The organism is Mycobacterium asiaticum, assembly GCF_001668675.1.
Lineage (GTDB): Bacteria > Actinomycetota > Actinomycetes > Mycobacteriales > Mycobacteriaceae > Mycobacterium > Mycobacterium asiaticum_D.
In genome coordinates this window covers 1-16,177 of the sequence record NZ_LZKQ01000276.1, presented here as the reverse complement: position 1 = coordinate 16,177, position 16,177 = coordinate 1, and the positions used below count along the sequence as shown (strand labels likewise).

General features: G+C 67.4%; 13 protein-coding genes. 6 read left to right on the top strand and 7 right to left on the bottom strand.

All coding sequences use genetic code 11. From position 1 onward, the window contains the following. Window positions 1-3: 3 nt before the first annotated feature. Both A9X01_RS23095 and A9X01_RS23090 read right to left on the bottom strand, forming a co-directional pair. Complete coding sequence (locus A9X01_RS23095; RefSeq protein WP_065122956.1) at window positions 4-813, bottom strand: DAPG hydrolase family protein; 810 nt, start codon at window positions 811-813, stop codon at window positions 4-6. After that, on the bottom strand, window positions 813-2,153 hold the full coding sequence (locus A9X01_RS23090) for an FAD-binding oxidoreductase (protein WP_065122955.1): 1,341 nt from the start codon (window positions 2,151-2,153) through the stop codon (window positions 813-815). The genes A9X01_RS23095 and A9X01_RS23090 overlap by 1 nt, the downstream gene beginning before the upstream one ends. Before the next feature lie 66 nt (window positions 2,154-2,219). On the opposite strand from A9X01_RS23090, the gene A9X01_RS23085 reads away from it, so the two are divergent. Continuing rightward, on the top strand, window positions 2,220-2,966 hold the full coding sequence (locus tag A9X01_RS23085; RefSeq protein WP_065122954.1) for an IclR family transcriptional regulator: 747 nt from the start codon (window positions 2,220-2,222) through the stop codon (window positions 2,964-2,966). Between the two features lie 52 nt (window positions 2,967-3,018). Here the strand turns inward: A9X01_RS23085 and A9X01_RS23080 are convergent, their stop codons facing one another. The 5 genes from A9X01_RS23080 to A9X01_RS23060 all read right to left on the bottom strand — a co-directional run bounded on the left by A9X01_RS23080 (window position 3,019) and on the right by A9X01_RS23060 (window position 9,375). Further along, the gene (locus A9X01_RS23080) at window positions 3,019-3,300 is read right to left on the bottom strand and encodes an ANTAR domain-containing protein (protein WP_065122953.1); all 282 of its coding nucleotides are present in this window, start codon (window positions 3,298-3,300) and stop codon (window positions 3,019-3,021) included. Window positions 3,301-3,500: 200 nt separating this feature from the next. After that, window positions 3,501-4,796 carry a D-arabinono-1,4-lactone oxidase gene (locus A9X01_RS23075; RefSeq protein WP_065122952.1) on the bottom strand — a complete coding sequence of 432 codons (1,296 nt, stop codon included), beginning with the start codon at window positions 4,794-4,796 and terminating at the stop codon, window positions 3,501-3,503. 24 nt (window positions 4,797-4,820) lie between these two features. Beyond that, window positions 4,821-6,050 (bottom strand): amino acid deaminase/aldolase, encoded by a 1,230-nt coding sequence (locus tag A9X01_RS23070; protein WP_065122951.1) that lies wholly within the window; start codon window positions 6,048-6,050, stop codon window positions 4,821-4,823. Window positions 6,051-6,169: 119 nt separating this feature from the next. Beyond that, window positions 6,170-8,050: a PE family protein gene (locus A9X01_RS23065; protein WP_065122971.1), complete on the bottom strand. Its 1,881-nt coding sequence runs from the start codon at window positions 8,048-8,050 to the stop codon at window positions 6,170-6,172. 104 nt (window positions 8,051-8,154) lie between these two features. Further along, window positions 8,155-9,375, bottom strand: coding sequence for a CaiB/BaiF CoA transferase family protein (locus A9X01_RS23060; RefSeq protein WP_065122950.1), 1,221 nt, complete (start codon window positions 9,373-9,375; stop codon window positions 8,155-8,157). Window positions 9,376-9,612: 237 nt separating this feature from the next. Between A9X01_RS23060 and A9X01_RS23055 the strand changes: the two genes are divergently transcribed. The 5 genes from A9X01_RS23055 (at window position 9,613) to A9X01_RS23035 (ending at window position 16,064) form a co-directional block, all read left to right on the top strand. Beyond that, on the top strand, window positions 9,613-10,455 hold the full coding sequence (locus tag A9X01_RS23055) for a mycofactocin-coupled SDR family oxidoreductase (protein ID WP_065122970.1): 843 nt from the start codon (window positions 9,613-9,615) through the stop codon (window positions 10,453-10,455). 104 nt (window positions 10,456-10,559) lie between these two features. Then, on the top strand, window positions 10,560-11,435 hold the full coding sequence (locus A9X01_RS23050; RefSeq protein WP_065122949.1) for an enoyl-CoA hydratase-related protein: 876 nt from the start codon (window positions 10,560-10,562) through the stop codon (window positions 11,433-11,435). Window positions 11,436-11,453: 18 nt separating this feature from the next. Then, the gene (locus A9X01_RS23045) at window positions 11,454-12,986 is read left to right on the top strand and encodes an acyl-CoA synthetase (protein WP_065122948.1); all 1,533 of its coding nucleotides are present in this window, start codon (window positions 11,454-11,456) and stop codon (window positions 12,984-12,986) included. 25 nt (window positions 12,987-13,011) lie between these two features. After that, the gene (locus tag A9X01_RS23040; protein WP_065122969.1) at window positions 13,012-14,373 is read left to right on the top strand and encodes an aromatic ring-hydroxylating oxygenase subunit alpha; all 1,362 of its coding nucleotides are present in this window, start codon (window positions 13,012-13,014) and stop codon (window positions 14,371-14,373) included. Then, window positions 14,370-16,064: an FAD-binding protein gene (locus A9X01_RS23035; RefSeq protein WP_065122947.1), complete on the top strand. Its 1,695-nt coding sequence runs from the start codon at window positions 14,370-14,372 to the stop codon at window positions 16,062-16,064. Before A9X01_RS23040 ends, A9X01_RS23035 begins: the two co-directional genes overlap by 4 nt. Window positions 16,065-16,177 lie beyond the last annotated feature (113 nt).

Genomic DNA, 16,177 nt, shown 5'->3' with positions numbered 1-16,177 from the left:
TGACTACTCGTTGCCGAACTTTTCGTACAGCTCCGGCAGGAATCCGGCCAGGTGGTTCATCTCCTGCGCGCAGTGCACCAATAGATTTCGGGCGCTGGACTCCGCGTTGCCGAGCATCCGGGCTGCGATCGGACGCACCGCCTTCGACGCCACGCCCGGAGCCTTTCGTACCGCGATGTGCGATCCGCCCATCCAGAACCGCGACCGCATCTCCGACCCGCTCGGCGTCGAACGGACGTGATGGATGAACCATCCGACGTCCACGGGCGCGTCGCCGGAACCCAGCCGGGCGCAGATGGCGATCGCGTCGTCGGAGTCGGGGGGCAATCCCATGGTGGCCGGTTCGACGAATTGTATTGCGCCACTGAGCATTGCCGAGCCGATGTATTCGTTGATCATCGACCAGCGGCCAATGTAGCGTTGCGCACCGGTCCGGCCGGTGTCATCGCCGTCCTTCCAGGCCGCGGACAGGTGGGCGCGCGGATGCCACAACTTGTAGCGCCGGCTGTCGCTGCCGTGCCAGCCGAACCACCACGACCACATCGCTGGTGTCACGCCGGGCATGTCTGTACGTACCGAAACCTGATAGCCGCCATCGGCAAGAACCCCGAACCCGTTCTCGGTCCACTGATAGCCCTCGTCGGCCACCCGGGCCGCGTCGGCGAAGGCCAGCAACGTCTGCTCGGCCTGGGTGCCGTGTTCCAGTGCCTCCACGACATGTCTTGGCAGCGCGGCCATCTCGGGTTTGAAGTAGTTGCCCCATGGCGTGTCGGCATCGTCGCCGCGGTAACCGAGGTAGAGGTCAGCGGTCATCAGAGTCTTCCCATCCAGCTGTTGAAGAGACCATCGGGGTCGTATTCGGCGCGAACCCGGTCCAGCTTGGCCATGGCCGCATCGCTGGCGAACCGCGCCGGGCGCTGGCCGAGGTTCTCGTCGGCCAGTTGGATACCGGTGGCCAGGTGAGACATGGCGGCCATGTTCGACCGGGCCCAGTCGCCGTACTTGGCATCGTCCGCCGGATCTTTCCACGCCCCGTACAGCGCCAGATAGACCTCGTCTTCGATGCTGTACGCCATGTCGGGGCGCTGCGGTGAGGGCCCCCAGTTCAGCCACAGGAAGTGCGACGGGTGATCCGGGATGGTGTCGATGATGTTGCGGATGCCGGGTAGCAGGTCCTCCGCCGACGCCGAGGTCCACATGTTGTCGGCGGTGTAGCGGTAGTCCTCCAGGTAATTGCTCATCACGGCGGTGTACCAGGTGGGCATGTCGGTCGGCATGTAGGGAACCGCGACCAGTGCCTTGTCCAGCACCGGGACCGTGCCGAAGATCGCCAGGGCCTCCTCGGCCTCCTTCTCGGAGTCAGCGAAAGCCGGTGATGCGAACGTGATCGACGGTGTTTCGATGCCCATGCTGGGCACGCTTCGGCCCGCCACGATCTGCATCTCCACGCGGCGGTCCACCTCTGCGCTGACATTGCGGGCCCAGGTGTAGATCTCGTCGGCATAGTCGATCGGGTAGACGTACACGCTGGTGCCGCAGGCCCCCGGCCGCGGGAACAGCTTGAGATAAAAGGAGGTGACCACCGCGAAGAAGCCCGGGCCGGCACCTCTTGCCGCCCAATACAAGTCGGGGTGATTGTCGGCGTCGCAGTGGATCTGCTCGCCGTCGGCGGTGACCACATCGAGGCCGATGACGTTCTCGCACGCCAGGCCCTGGACACGGCTGTTCCAGCCGTACCCGCCCTGCAGCAGGTAGCCGCCGACGCAGACCCCTTTGCAGTGACCGGCCGGGAAGAACAGATTCTGCGCTTCGAGTTCGCCCATCAGGATGCTGCCGCCCTTCCCGGGGCCGACCACCGCGATGCCTTTCTCGGCGTCGATCCTGGCGTGATCGATGCGGTGCATGTCAAGCAACAGGGCACCGTCGCGCAGATGGTTTGCCGCCCAGCTGTGTCCGCCCGATCGGATGCTCACGTTGAGCTTGTTGGCTTTGGCGTAGCGGAGGGCGGCGACGACGTCATCGGTATCGGCGGCTTGAACGATCACCTCCGGGTAGCGCTCGGGAACACGCTGGTTCCAGACCGTGCCGCGGCGCGCTTCCTCATAGCCGTCGTCGCTGCGAAAGAAATGCCGCCCCGCCGGCAGAGCAGTCATCTGCGCCTCCTATGATTCGTTATCCGGTCCCTTTCGGACCGCGATGCGGAACACTATATTGGAAACGTGGCCCCAACGGAACGGAAAACACCGACGAATCGTGACGAGGGAATTCAGGTGCTGCGTCGCGCCGCGGCCGCGCTGGACGAGATCGCCGCCGAGCCGGGACAGCTGCGTCTGGTCGATCTCGGTGAGCGACTGGGGCTGGCCAAGTCAACCGTGCGGCGACTGCTGGTCAGCCTGGTCGAAGTCGGCCTGGTGAGCGCTGATTCCAACGGCCGGTTCTCCCTCGGCGAGCGGTTGCTGGGCTTCGGCAGCGGCACCGGTGCGCACATCGCCGCGGTGTTCCGGCCGACCATCGAGCGCGTCGCGGCGGAGACCGACGAGACCGTCGACCTGTCGGTGCTACGCGGTCAGCGGATGTGGTTCATCGATCAGATCGAGTCCTCGCACCGGCTGCGCGCGGTTTCTGCCGTCGGGGTGCGCTTCCCCCTCATCGGCACCGCGAACGGCAAGGCGGCGCTCGCCGTGCTCGACGAGGAAGACGTCGGCGCCGCGCTGTCCCGGCTGGGCAGCCGGGAGGCCGCAGCGCTGCACCGGGAGATCGACGAGATCCGTTCCAGCGGCATCGCTTTCGACCGAGACGAGCACACGCCGGGAATCTCCGCGGCCGCGATCGCCCGGCGGTCCATCGCGGACAACGTGATCGCGATCTCGGTGCCCACTCCCACGGACCGCTTTTTAGAGAAAGAGCAGCAGATCGTCGCCGCGCTGCGTGCCGCGGCCCAGTCGCCGGCGTGGACTACGCGCTGAACCGTCGGCCGCGGCACTTCCCTCTGCCGCGGCCGACGATGGTTTCAGCGACTCAAACGGCGGAGTCCGTGAGCAGTTCGCCCCACTCGTGACGCGCCGCGGACTGTGCCTCGATGAAACTGGGGGTCTCCTCCCCCGAACCGGCCAGATGAACCAGCGCCCAGGCCATCGCATACACCGGAACCCGGTGACGTTGTGCAGCGCCGTGCAATTCGTCGAATGCGGTGGCCGAACGGCATCGGCGCAGGCCGATCAGGATGCCCCGGGCAGTGTCGAGAATGCGACCCGAGTTGGGGTCGCCGGATATCTGGGTAGGGACCCAGCTTGCGGTCATGCCTTTCTTACCCCCTACCGATACGCCCGCCAGCGGAACAAACATCTTGCGGGTGAAGACATCTCGCTGGGGGTGCGCCGCATCGTGCGCACCGTGCCATGATTTGTGGCTTCGAGGCTCCGCGCCAGAGAGCGGTCCGTATCGATATGGACCTGTAAGGGTGTTGAGACCGGACGAAACGTGCTGCCGGACTTTGCGGATCAGTCTCCCAGCACGCGCCGGGTGTAGTCGTTGAGGAATACCCGGTTGGGGTCGAGGCGGTCGCGCACCGCGGTGAATCGCCCCCATTCCGGATAACGGTCCTTGAGGGTGGTCGCGGTCAGGTAGTGGCGTTTGCCCCAATGCGGTCGTCCCGCATATTCGTTCATGATCTCTTCCACGGCGCGGAAGTAGTTCTCGTATTCCATACCGATGAACTGGTGCACCGCGATGTAGCAGGTGTCGCGGGCGTGCGCCGTTGACAGGAACGCGTCATCGGGAGCGCTGAAGCGCACCTCGAGCGGGTACATGATCGGCAGCTTGCGGCGCCGCACCAGGTCGATGATCCGTTGTACCGCCTCGCGCGCGTGCTGGCGCGGGATCGCGTACTCCATCTCGGTGAACTTGACGTTGCGGGCGCTGGCATACACCTTCCACCCGTGATCCTGCACGGTTGACGGCGACATCAGGCTGGTCATCAGGCGGTTCAGTTGCGGTGCCGCGCCGGGGAATCGCCGGCCGGTGCGGCAGATGATGTTCAGGCCGGTGTTTTCGACTTCCTCCCCCAGCCGCTTCTTCCACGCCGGCGCGGGGCGGGGCTCCTCGTTGCTGCGACGGGTCGTGCGCGCCAAAGCCGTGTCGCCGTAGGGGAACACGAAGAACTCGAAATGGTCGTTCGCGTCCACGTCGGCGTCAAGACGCTCGAGCGTGGTGATCAACGGACGTCGCTCGTCGGTGCGGTGCAGGGTGAACAGCGGCACCACCTTGAAGGTGACCTGGGAGATCACCCCCAGCGCACCGAGGGAGACCCGGGCGGCCAGGTATTCGTCCTTGTCCGAGTCCTCGGACACGGTCACCACGTCGCCGGCGGCGGTGACCAGTCGCGCCGAAACAATCTGCGCCGAGACGTTTTTGAAGCGCGCGCCGGTGCCGTGCGTGGCGGTCGCGGTGGCCCCGGTGATCGACTGCTTGTCGATATCGCCCTGGTTCTCGATGCCGAAGCCGTGCCGAGCCAGCTCGGCGAACAGCGAGTGCAGCTTGGCCCCACCTTCGACGGTCGCCAGTCCGTTGGCCCGGTCGACGTCGATGACCCGCTGCAAGCCCGTCATATCGATCATCACGCCGTCGGTGCAGGCGCAGTCGGTGAACGAGTGCCCGGTGCCGACCGCGCGCACCCGTTCGCCCCGCTGCGCGGCGCCGGCAACTATCTCGACCAGTTCGGCCTCCGACGTCGGCCGCTTGATCGCCGACGGCGCGCAGATTTGGTCACCGGCCCAGTTGCTCCAGTTATCGCTCATCGCATCAGCTTTCGTTCGTTGCAATCACAGGAAGGTGCGCCCCTCACCCCGATACGTGGGCACGGTGCCGACGATCGCCGAGCCCCGCACCAAATGCAGGCAGTCGAACCGCTCACACAGCTCGCCGGCCTTGGTGTGACGGAAGTAGACCTTGTCGCCGATCTTCAGCCGCGCGGCGGCGGCGCCGGTCAATGGGGTCTGCACCTCGCCGGTGCCCTCCATCGGGTTGAGCTTCAGACCGGTCGGCAGATAGGGCGTCGGCATCCGGTCTTTGGCGCCTACACCGCTGGCCAGATAACCACCACCGAGGGCGGTCACCGTCTGCGCATCGGGCCGACGCGACACCGGCAGCGCGAAAATCGCCGCGGGCTGCAAGGTGAACGATGAGTAGGTGTCGAACAGCGTCGGCGCATAGAACCCCGAACCGGCGGTCGCCTCGGTCATCGCCGGTTCCTGGGCGACCAGCTGCAGATCGCCGGTGCCGCCGGCGTTGACGATCTGCAGGTCGGCCACCTCACGCACCAGTTCGACCGCCCGGGCGCGACGTTCGCGCAACTCGGCGATGGACTGACGCTGCATCCATCCGACGATGAGGTTCTGCGCATGCTTGCCGGCCACCCGGTCACCGAACCCGGCGATATGACCCTCGTAGGACATGAGCGCGACGAGCTTCAAAGCCGGGCGCCGGGCGATCTCGACCGCGAGCGCGCGCGCCTGTTCGGGCGTGTGCAGCGGCGAACGCTTCGGCCCGATCTTCAGCCGGCCACCGGCGGGCCAGTAGCCGGCGTCCAGGTCGAGGCACAGCCGGACCGGCTGGTGGGTGGCGCTCTCGATCAGGTCCAGATGTTCGACGCTGTCCACCATCACGATCGGTGCCCGGTCGGGATTCTCGGCCGTCAGCTCGCCCAGCTCGCGTAGCGCGGCCCGGTCGGTCGGCGGGTAGGCCAGCAGCAGATTGTCGAAGCCGTGTCCGGCCAGCCACAGTGTCTCGGCCAGGGTGAAGGTCATGAGTCCGTCGAAGCGACGGTTCGAATCGAGGATCTCCCGCTGGATCGCTCTGCACCGCAACGATTTCGACGCGACCCGGATCGGCTTGTCACCCGCCCGGTCAAGCAGCTGTGTGGCGTTGCTCCACAGCGCGTCGAGGTCCAAGAACGCGAACGGTGCGTCGAGATCGGCGAAGGCCTGCTCGTAACGCTGCAGCCGGCCGGGCAGATCCAGCCTGACCTGCCCCGACTCGCGACCGGCGTTCACGCCGTCACCTTACTGAACAATTCCGCGATTGCCGCGCATTCGACGCGGATGCATATCAGTCTGTGCAGTTCGCCGTCCGGATCACCGAACACTGTGCAAATCGCCCTGTTCCCTCGCGCTCAGCTGGGCCCGGCGGCCCCGTTCTGGCCCAGTAGCAATCCGCGCGAACCGCCGGCGCCGCCGGGTGCGCCACCGGTGCCGGCACCGCCGTTTCCACCATTGCCGATCAGCTGCGCATTGCCGCCGGCGCCACCGGCTCCCGCGCCGCCGGGGGCGCCGTTGCCGCCGGCCCCGCCGTTGCCCAACAGCAGCCCGCCCGAACCGCCACTACCGCCCGTGCCGATGCCGCCGGCACCCGCGGTGCCTCCCGCACCACCGAACCCGAACAGGACCGCCGAGTTACCGCCCGCACCCCCGTTGGCGACACTGCCTACCCCGGTGCCGCCGTTGCCGCCGTTGCCGCCGAACCCGAATACCCAGCCGCCGCTGCCTCCATTGCCGCCGCCGGCATACAGCACGCCGCCCGCACTGGTCGCCCCGCCGTCGCCGCCGTTGCCGCCCAGCCCGATCAGCACCCCGCCGCGGCCGCCGGTGCCGCCCATGCCGCCGACCGGCTGCAGGCTCGGCAGCCCCGCCACGGTGGTGCCGCCGCCAATGCCGCCGCCGTTGCCGCCCTGACCGCCCACGCCGAACAACGAAGCCTGCCCGCCGGTGCCGCCGAAACCGCCGGATCCCGCGTCGCCGGTGGCCAGGCCGACGCCGCCGTTGCCGCCGAGTGCGCCGTTGCCCGCGGCGCCCCCGTTGCCGAGGAGCAAACCGCCGGGTCCGCCGTCGCCGCCGAGTCCGCCGAGGCCGCCATTGCCGCCGATGGCACCGAACGCGGCACCGTTGCCGCCGATGCCGCCGTCACCGCCGCGGGCACCGTTGCCGAACAGGCCGATCGGGCCGCCGTTGCCACCCGCCCCGCCGTGGCCGCCTGGATTGCCGTCCATGACGCCGCCGACACCCGCCCCGCCGGCACCGCCGGCTCCCCCGACACCCGGGGCGCCGTAAAGCAGGCCGCTCTGCCCGCCGCCTGCGCCCTGGCCACCGTAGCCGCCCACGCTGGGTGTGGCCGCATCGCTGAGTCCGCCGGTCCCGCCGGCGCCCCCGGCGCCGCCGTAGCCGAACAACGCCGCGCTGCCGCCGCCGATACCGCCGGAGCCCCCGACGCCACCGGCCGACGGGATGGTCGGGCCGCCCGCGGGCGCCGCCCCGCCGGTGCCACCCGCGCCACCCGCGCCACCGAAGCCGTACAGCAGTCCGGCCCCGCCGCCGTTTCCGCCGTTGCCGCCGGAGAAACCGACCAGCCCGGCCGCGGGCACGCCGAAGGCGTTTCCACCGCCGCCGCCGGTACCGCCATTGCCCCACAGCAACCCGCCGCTACCCCCGGCACCGCCGTTGGGGCCGGCTCCGGGCACCGTCGCGTTGCCCGCCTGCCCGCCGTTTCCGCCGTTGCCGAACAGCCCGGCATTCCCGCCGTTGCCACCGCCCTGATTCGCACCGCCCGGACCGCCGTTGCCGCCGTTGCCGAACAGGATCCCGCCGTCGCCGCCGCTCTGTCCCACGCCGCCGTTGGCGCCGTCACCGATCAGAGGTCGCCCAAACAGGACTTGAGTGGGCGCGTTGATCAGCGCGAGGAAATCTTCTGCCACCGACTGCGCGGCCAGCGGAGTTGCGTTGGCGGCCTCAGCCAACGCGTAGCTGCCCGCGCCGGAGGTGAGGGCTTGAACGAATCGCCGATGAAACGCCGCCACCTGAACGCTCAGCGACTGGTAGGCCTGCGCGTGCCCACCGAACAGCGCTGCAATGGCAGCGGATACCTCATCAGCGCCGGCCGCGATCAGCGCGGTGGTAGGGGCCGCGGCGGCTGCGTTGGCCGCGCCCAGCGACGAGCCGAGATTGGCCAGATCCGAGGCCGCCGCCGACAGAAACTCGGGCGCCGCGATGAGATACGACACTTTGCCTCCCGCCACCCGCTGGCGCAGTCACCGCCCAGCGGCATCAATTTCGGGCAAAGGGTATCCCGGTCAGGGCGGTGAACCGCGCATTTGCGTCGGCCGGTTCACAGAATCGCGCGCACGTCTTTCGCCTCGGCGATCTCGTCCCAGTCGACACCGAGCTCAAGCAGGATCTCCTCGGTGTGCTGGCCGTGTTCGGGCGCACGCGTTGGGCCGGGCGAGGTTTCGTCGAATTGCACCGGCGCGGCCACGGTTCGGTATTGCTCGCCCTTGTCATCGACATTGGTGATCACGTATCCGTTGGGTTCGACCTGCGGGTCGTTCAGGGTTTCCTTCGGGGTCGCGAGGGCACCCCACACTCCCGGCTCGTCCTTCAGCACCTCCCGCCAATGCGCGAGGTCATGGCGCGCAAAGGCGTTGGTGAAGATGGCCGTTGCTTCGGCGGCGTTGGCGATCAGATTGGCCGACGGCACAAAGCGCTCGTCGTCGGCCAGCTCGCCCAGGCCCATGCGCCGGCAGAAACCGGCCCAGAATTTGTCGGGTTGCAGGAAGACGAGCTGAATCCACCTGTCGTCCTTGGTCTGGTACCTGGCCACCAGAGGATTGATCGTCAATCCAGGTGGGGCGCCGGGGATTCCGTCGATGTCGAACAGGTCGGCAACCGAGATCGACGGCGCGATGGCCCACATCGCCTGAGCCAGCAGGGAGGAGTCGACGACGCTGGGCTTGCCGGTCCGTTCCCGGTGGAACAACGCGGCACATACTCCGCCGGCCAACGTCGCGCCACCCTGCAGGTCACCGAAAGCGGGCCCCTGAACCGCTGGGTGCTCGGTGCCGAACGGCGTCAGCGTGTAGGCGACTCCACCGCGGGCCAGATAGGTGGCGGCGTCGAAGCCGCCGCGGTCGCGGTCGGGCCCGCGCACGCCCAGGCCGGTGCCCCGGGCGATGATGATGTCCGGGTTGAACGACCGCAGATCGTCCACGGTCAGCTGGGCCCGCTGCAAAGCGCCGGGCAGCCAATTGGTCAAAAAGACGTCCGCCGATGCCAGCAGGCGGCCGAACAACTCCCGTCCGGTATCGGTCTTGATGTCGATGGCGATGCTGCGTTTACCCCGGTTACTCAGCTCCAGAATGAAGTCGGCGTCGGCACGCGCCGCGTCACGGGTGAAACCGCCGACCACCAACGCCCGAGCGGGATCTCCGGAGGTGACACCTTCGACCTTGATGACATCGGCGCCCCAATCCGCGAGGGCCACTCCGGCCGACGGAACGTATGTCCAGGACGCCAACTCGACCACTCGAACACCGCTGAGCATCCCCGTCATAGCCCGCCCTTCCGGTCGCCCGCGTCATTTCTTGCTATTTTAGATATTCTAGCTACTGTAGGCCATATTGATGGCGCGACTGCAGCCATGCGCGGGGGCGTCCGGCGCGGCTGCTCGTGAAAGAGATGCTATGGAGCCGACCATTGGTCCGATCGCGAATAGCCTTATGGCACAACGCGGATCGTTGAAGGTGCGGGGCGCAGCGTGACTCGGTCGGGGGGCCGGGTAGCCGGCAAGGTGGCGGTGATCAGCGGGGCGGCGCGGGGGCAGGGTCGATCGCACGCCCGGTTGCTGGCGGCCGAGGGCGCCGACATCATCGCCCTGGACCTGTGTGCGGACATCGAGACCAACGAGTACCCGCTGGCGCGGCCCGAGGATCTGGAAGAGACCGTGCGCCTGGTGGAGAAGGAGGGCCAGCGGGTTTTCTCCGCGATCGTCGACGTCCGTGATCGTGCCGCGTTGTCCGCCGCGCTCGATGACGGCGTCGCCGAGTTCGGCCGCCTGGACGTCGTCGTGGCCAACGCCGGTATTTGCCCGTTGACCGCCGGTCTGCCGCCGCAAGCGTTCGCCGATGCCGTCGACGTGGATCTGGTCGGCGTGCTCAATCTCGTGCACAGCAGTCTCAAGCATCTGCAAGCGGGCGCGTCGGTGATCGTCATCGGATCGAACGCCGCGTTCATGTCCTCGATGAACACCACCGGCATCGACGGCGGGCCCGGGGGCGCCGGGTACGCGTTCGCCAAAATCGCTGCGTCGCACTATGTCAACGACTTCGCCCGCGCGCTGGCACCGTTCTCGATCCGGATGAACGCCGTGCATCCCACGAACGTCAACACCGACATGCTGCACAGCGCGCCGATGTACCGCGCGTTCCGGCCCGACCTGCCGAATCCGACCCGCGAGGACGCCGAACCGATCTTCCCGTTGGTGCAGGCGATGCCGGTCCCCTATGTGGAACCCGAAGACATCAGCCAGGCTGTGTTGTTCCTGGCTTCCGACGCCGCCCGCTACGTCACCGGCCAACAGCTGCGGGTCGACGCCGGTGGCTTCCTCAAGGTCAAGCCTTGGTCGGGAGCATGACGGCGATGGGGCTGTGCCGCAGTCAGATTCATCCCTGCAGCGGCGGATCTACGAATTGATGGTGCTGATCAGGCGTCATCACCTCTCAACGGAAAGGCGGAGCCATGGATCTCAACGAGACCCGCGAAAGAATCATCTACGAAAAGGAAGGTCCCATAGCGCGTGTGACGCTGAACTGGCCGGAGAAGGCCAACGCCCAGGACCAGAAACTGTCCGAAGAGGTCGACGCGGCACTGCTGGACGCGGACCGCGATTACGACATCAAGGTGCTGGTACTCAAGGCCAACGGCAAGGGGTTCTGTTCCGGACACGCTATCGGCAACAACGCGGTCGACTACCCGGCGTTCGTCGAAGGCGCCAAGGTGATGGGTACCCCGTGGAAGCCGCAGACGGATCTGTTCGTCAAGCCGGTGCTGAACCTGTGGGAGTTCTCCAAGCCGACGATCGCGCAGGTGCACGGTTACTGCGTCGGCGGCGGCACGCACTACGGGCTCACCACCGACATCGTGATCGCCTCCGAGGATGCCTACTTCTCCTACCCGCCGCTGCAGGGATTCGGTATGCCGTCGGGCGAATGCTCGATCGAGCCATGGGTTTTCATGAACTGGCGGCGCGCCGCCTACTACCTGTTCCTGGCCGAGGTCATCGACGCCAAGAAGGCTTTGGAAGTCGGGTTGGTCAACGAGGTCGTGCCGCGTGACCAGCTCGACGCCCGCGTCGAGGCGATCGCCCGCCATATCGCCCAGGCGCCCATGACGACCCTGTTGGCCACCAAGGCAAACCTCAAGCGGGCCTGGGAGCTGATGGGCATGCGGGTGCACTGGCAGAGCTCCAACGACCTGGTCGCCCTCGCCTCGATCAGCAAAGACGTCCAGGAGCTGATCCAGACGGTGTTCCGGGACAAGGTATTACCGTCCGAACAGGCCCGGCGCCAGGCGGCTGCGGCGGCCGCATCGACCGACGGTGCCGCCGGCGCCTAGGCCTGCCGGGGTTCGTCCGTGAACATCGCCGACCACGCGAGAACAGCGCCGGAGTCACCGGCCCTGATCGTCGACGGCGACCCGATTTCGTATGCACGGCTCTATGATCGGAGCCGGCAGGTCGCCGCGGCGTTGCACGATGCGGGGCTGCGCCGCGGTGACGGAGTGGCGCTGATCCTGCCGAACCGGCCCGAGTTCTTCGAAATCACCTGGGGCTGTCAGCTTTCCGGTCTGTACTACACCGCCGTCAACACCCACTTCACCGCCGACGAGGTCGCCTACGTCATCGACGATTCGGACGCTCGCGCGGTCGTTGTCGACGGTTCGATGCCGGAGCTGGCCGACCACGTCCGACATGTCAACCAGCGGGTGGACATTCACCTCGTGGTCGGCGGTGACCGGCCGGGCTGGCGGGCGTACGAGGATGCGCTGGCCACCGCGGGCGAGCCGCCGCCGCCCTCGGACGGTTCGGAGATGCTGTACTCCTCGGGCACCACCGGCAGGCCCAAGGCGGTGCGACGGCCCCTGCCCGGCGACGGCAACGGGTCGTGGGCGCAGGCGGTTCTGGAGATGGCCCTGACCCGTAAGTACGGCATGAGCCCGTCCAGCGTGTACCTGTCCCCCGCGCCGATGTATCACGCGGCCGGCGTGAACTACACCATGGCGGTCAATCGGGTTGGGGCCGCGGCGATCCTGATGCCCAGGTTCGACGCCGAGACGGTGCTGCGGCTCATCGAGACGCATCGCGTGACGCACGCCCAGTTCGTGCCGACCATGTTCGTGCGCATGCTCAAGCTGCCCGAGCACGTGCGCGACAGGTACGACGTTTCGAGTCTGCAGTGCGTGATTCACGCGGCCGCCCCCTGCCCCGTCGCCGTCAAGCACAAGATGATGAGCTGGTTCGGCCCGATAATTCACGAATACTACGGCGGCACCGAGGGTTTCGCCGGTACCACGATCGGGCCGCAGGAGTGGTTGGCGCACCCGGGTTCGGTGGGCATCCCGATGACCGCCGTGCACGTGGTCGGCGAGGACGGCAACGAGTTGCCGGTCGGTGAATCCGGCGAGCTCTATTTCGAGGGCGGTCCCGACTTCGAGTACTTCAAGGATCCGGCCAAGACCGCCGCGGTCTACAACGACCGCGGTTGGCGCACACTGGGTGACGTGGGCCGCGTCGACGAAGACGGTTACCTGTATCTGACGGACCGTGCCACGTTCATGATCGTCTCCGGCGGGGTGAACATCTACCCGCAAGAGGTGGAGAACCTCTTGGTCATGCACCCCAAACTGGTTGACGCGGCGGTCTTCGGCGTGCCGAACGACGAGTTCGGTGAAGAGGTGAAGGCCGTCGTGCAACCGGTGGCCGGCGTGGTGGGTGACGGCGACCTGGAAGCCGAGCTCATCGATTACTGCCGGGCACACCTGGCGACCTACAAGTGCCCGCGCACCGTCGACTTCGACCCCGAGCTGCCACGGGACCCGAACGGCAAGCTCTACAAACGGCGAATCCGCGAAAAGTACTGGCAGGGACGCATGTCTCGGATCCTGTGAACAGCCAACGAACGAGGTGAACCCGATGCGTACCGACGTGAACTGGACACCGCTCCCGGTGCCGTGGGCGGTGCAGACCGCTGACCGCATCCCCAAGCAGCGTTACTACGACCCCGAGTTCTACGCGCTGGAGAACGAGAAGTTCTGGCCCCGGGTATGGCAGATGGCGTGCCGTCTCGAGGAGATCCCCAAGCCGGGCGATTTCGTCGAATACGAGATCCTCGACCAGTCGGTCATCGTCGTGCGTCTGGACGCCGAGAACGTGCGCGCCTATCACAACGCCTGCCGGCACCGCGGCGTGAAACTGGTGGAGGGCAACGGGTCTCGCCGCACCTTCGTGTGCCCGTTCCACGGCTGGTGCTGGGGCATCGACGGCCGCAACACGTTCGTGCTGCGTTGCGATGCGTTCGACGAGTCGAACCTGGATCCGCAGGACCTGGCGCTGGTTCCGGTGCGCTGCGAACTCTGGGGCGGCTGCGCGTGGATCAATTTCGACGACAGCGCACCGGGTTTACGGGACTGCTTCGAACCGTTCGCGACGATCTACGACGCCTGGAAGGTCGAGTCGTTGCGGACCGAGTGGTGGCAGTCGTGCCGGCTTCCGGTGAACTGGAAGCTTGCCACGGCAGCGTTCATGGAGGGCTATCACGTTCCCCAGACCCACCCGCAGTTGCTGCCGTCGGCGCAACCGGCCACCGGACAGCCGCCGGGACTGATCCAAACCAGCCTGTATTTCATGCGGACGCTCGGCGAGGGCATGGCCGGGATGACCCACGAGAACGACATCCGCATCGCCGAAGGCCTGCAGAACATGGAGTTGCCCACCGACCCGGCCGAGGCAATGGCACTGTGGAAAGCCACCCTGAATGACGCGGTGGTGCGCTGGCACCGGGCCAGGGGCTGCGACATGCCCGACCTCAACGAACTGCAGCGCCGCGGCATTGTCGACGCGATCGGGTTCTGCTTCCCGCATTATTTCCTGTTGCCGCAGTACAGCAGCGCGTCGTCATACCGGATCCGGCCGCTGGGCCCCGAGGAAACACTGTTCGAGATCTGGTCGCTCACTCGCATCCCGCCGGATCAGGTCACCGGCAAACCCACCCCACCGGAACCCATGGCCCCCGACGACCCGCGCTGGCCGCCGATCCCGGCCCAGGACTTCTCCAATCTGCCCAAGCAGCAGAAGGGCTTGCATTCAAAGGGTTTCGAGTACATGCGCCTGTCCAGCCAGATCGAGGGGCTGATCTCCAACTTCGAACGCGTCATCGACGGGTTCCTCGCCGACCTGCCGTATGACGTTCTGGTGCCGGCGATCCAGAAAACCAACACCACCATCGACGTCCCCATCGCCGACCTCGGCCTCACCGCACCGGGGGTGGCGCGATGAGCACGGACTGGGACCATTCGGTCGATCTGCTGATCGTCGGTAGTGGCGGGGGCGGCATGGTGGCCGGCCTGGCGGCGCTGGACGCCGGGCTGGAACCGCTGATCGTGGAGAAGCAGCCGCTGGTCGGGGGTTCGACCGGGCTTTCCGGCGGGATCGTCTGGCTGCCGAACAATCCGCTGATGCGGGCCGACGGCATCGCCGACTCGCATGAGGACGGTCTTGCCTACCTGGCCGATGTGGTCGGCGACATGGGCGCGCCATCCTCCCCCGCGCGGCGGGAAATGTTTCTCACCGCAGGCTACGAGATGATCAACTTCCTGATGCGCCGTGGGGTTCGGCTGATCCGCTGCGCCGGCTGGAGCGACTACTATCCGAACCACAAGGGCGGCAACGAATCCGGTCGTGCCGTCGAGGGAATCCCGTTCGATGCCGCCGAACTCGGGGCATGGCACGACAAGGTGCAGCCGGCGCTGGCCAAGAACTACGGGTACGTCGTGCTCACCAACGAGCTGCGTTCGGTCCAGTACTACAACCGCTCGCCGCGGGCGTTCGCGGTGGCGGCCAAGGTGTTCGCCCGCACCAGGGCGGCGCGGATCGCCCGCCGGCAACTGCTGACCAATGGCGCCTCGTTGATCGGTCAGATGCTCAAGGTGCTCATCGATCTGAGTGACGGCCGGCCTCCGCTGTGGATCAATGCCGCCATGGCGGACCTGATCGTCGAGGATGGTCGCGTCGTCGGTGCCCGCGTCACCCGGGACGGGGCGACGATGACGGTAGAGGCCCGCAAGGGAGTCCTGTTGGCGGCCGGCGGTTTTGGCCACAACGCCGAGATGCGTCGCCAGTACAGTGGTGACCAGCCCAATGAGGGCCAGTGGTCGATCGCCAACGCCGGGGACACCGGCGAGGTGTTGCAGACCGCGATGCGGCTGGGCGCCAAGACCGATCTGCTTGACGAAGCCTGGTGGTTGCCTTCGGTTTTCATCGCCAACGGGGGCGCGGCCGCCGCGTCGCTGGGTTCGGGGCGGCAGCGGCCCGGCGCCATCTACGTCGACTCGACCGGGCGTCGGTTCTGCAACGAGTCGAACTCCTATGTCGAGGTTGGCAAGGCGATGTACGCCAACAAGGCGGTGCCGTGCTGGATGATCTTCGACGACGGGTACGTGCGCCGCTATGTGGCCGGAACCAACCCGCTCAACCGCCAGCACCTGCCGCCGGCGTTGATCGAAAGTGGCGCCGTCAAGCGCGCTGGGTCCCTCGGCGAACTCGCCGCCCAGATCGACCTGCCCGCAGCCGAATTGACGCGAACCGTGCAGCGGTTCAACAAGTTCGCGGCCAAGGGCCTCGATCCCGACTTCGGGCGCGGGCAGTCGGCCTACAACGACTGCCTGGGCGATCCCGGTTACCGGCCCAACGCCGCGCTCGGCCCCCTGGACCGGGCGCCGTACTACGCGACGCGGGTGCTGCCGGCCGACGTCGGGACGTGCGGTGGGGTGATCACCAACGAGTATGCGCAGGTCCTCGACGAGCAGGATCAGGTGATCGAGGGTCTCTACGCGACCGGCAATACCACCGCCACGGTCATGGGCCGAACCTATCCGGGCGCCGGGGCGAGCATCGCGAGTTCGATGGTGTTCGGTTACGTGGCCGCCCGCCACGCGGCGGGGCGCCGCTTACCTGGCGAAAAGACGTGAAAGTCCCCCCCCCCCCCGGGGGGGGCGGGCGGTGTCCGGGGCGGGCGCCGGGGCGAGCAGCGCGCGGCAACACCGGGGGGGGGGGCCCCCCGGGGGGGGGGGGGGCCGGGGGG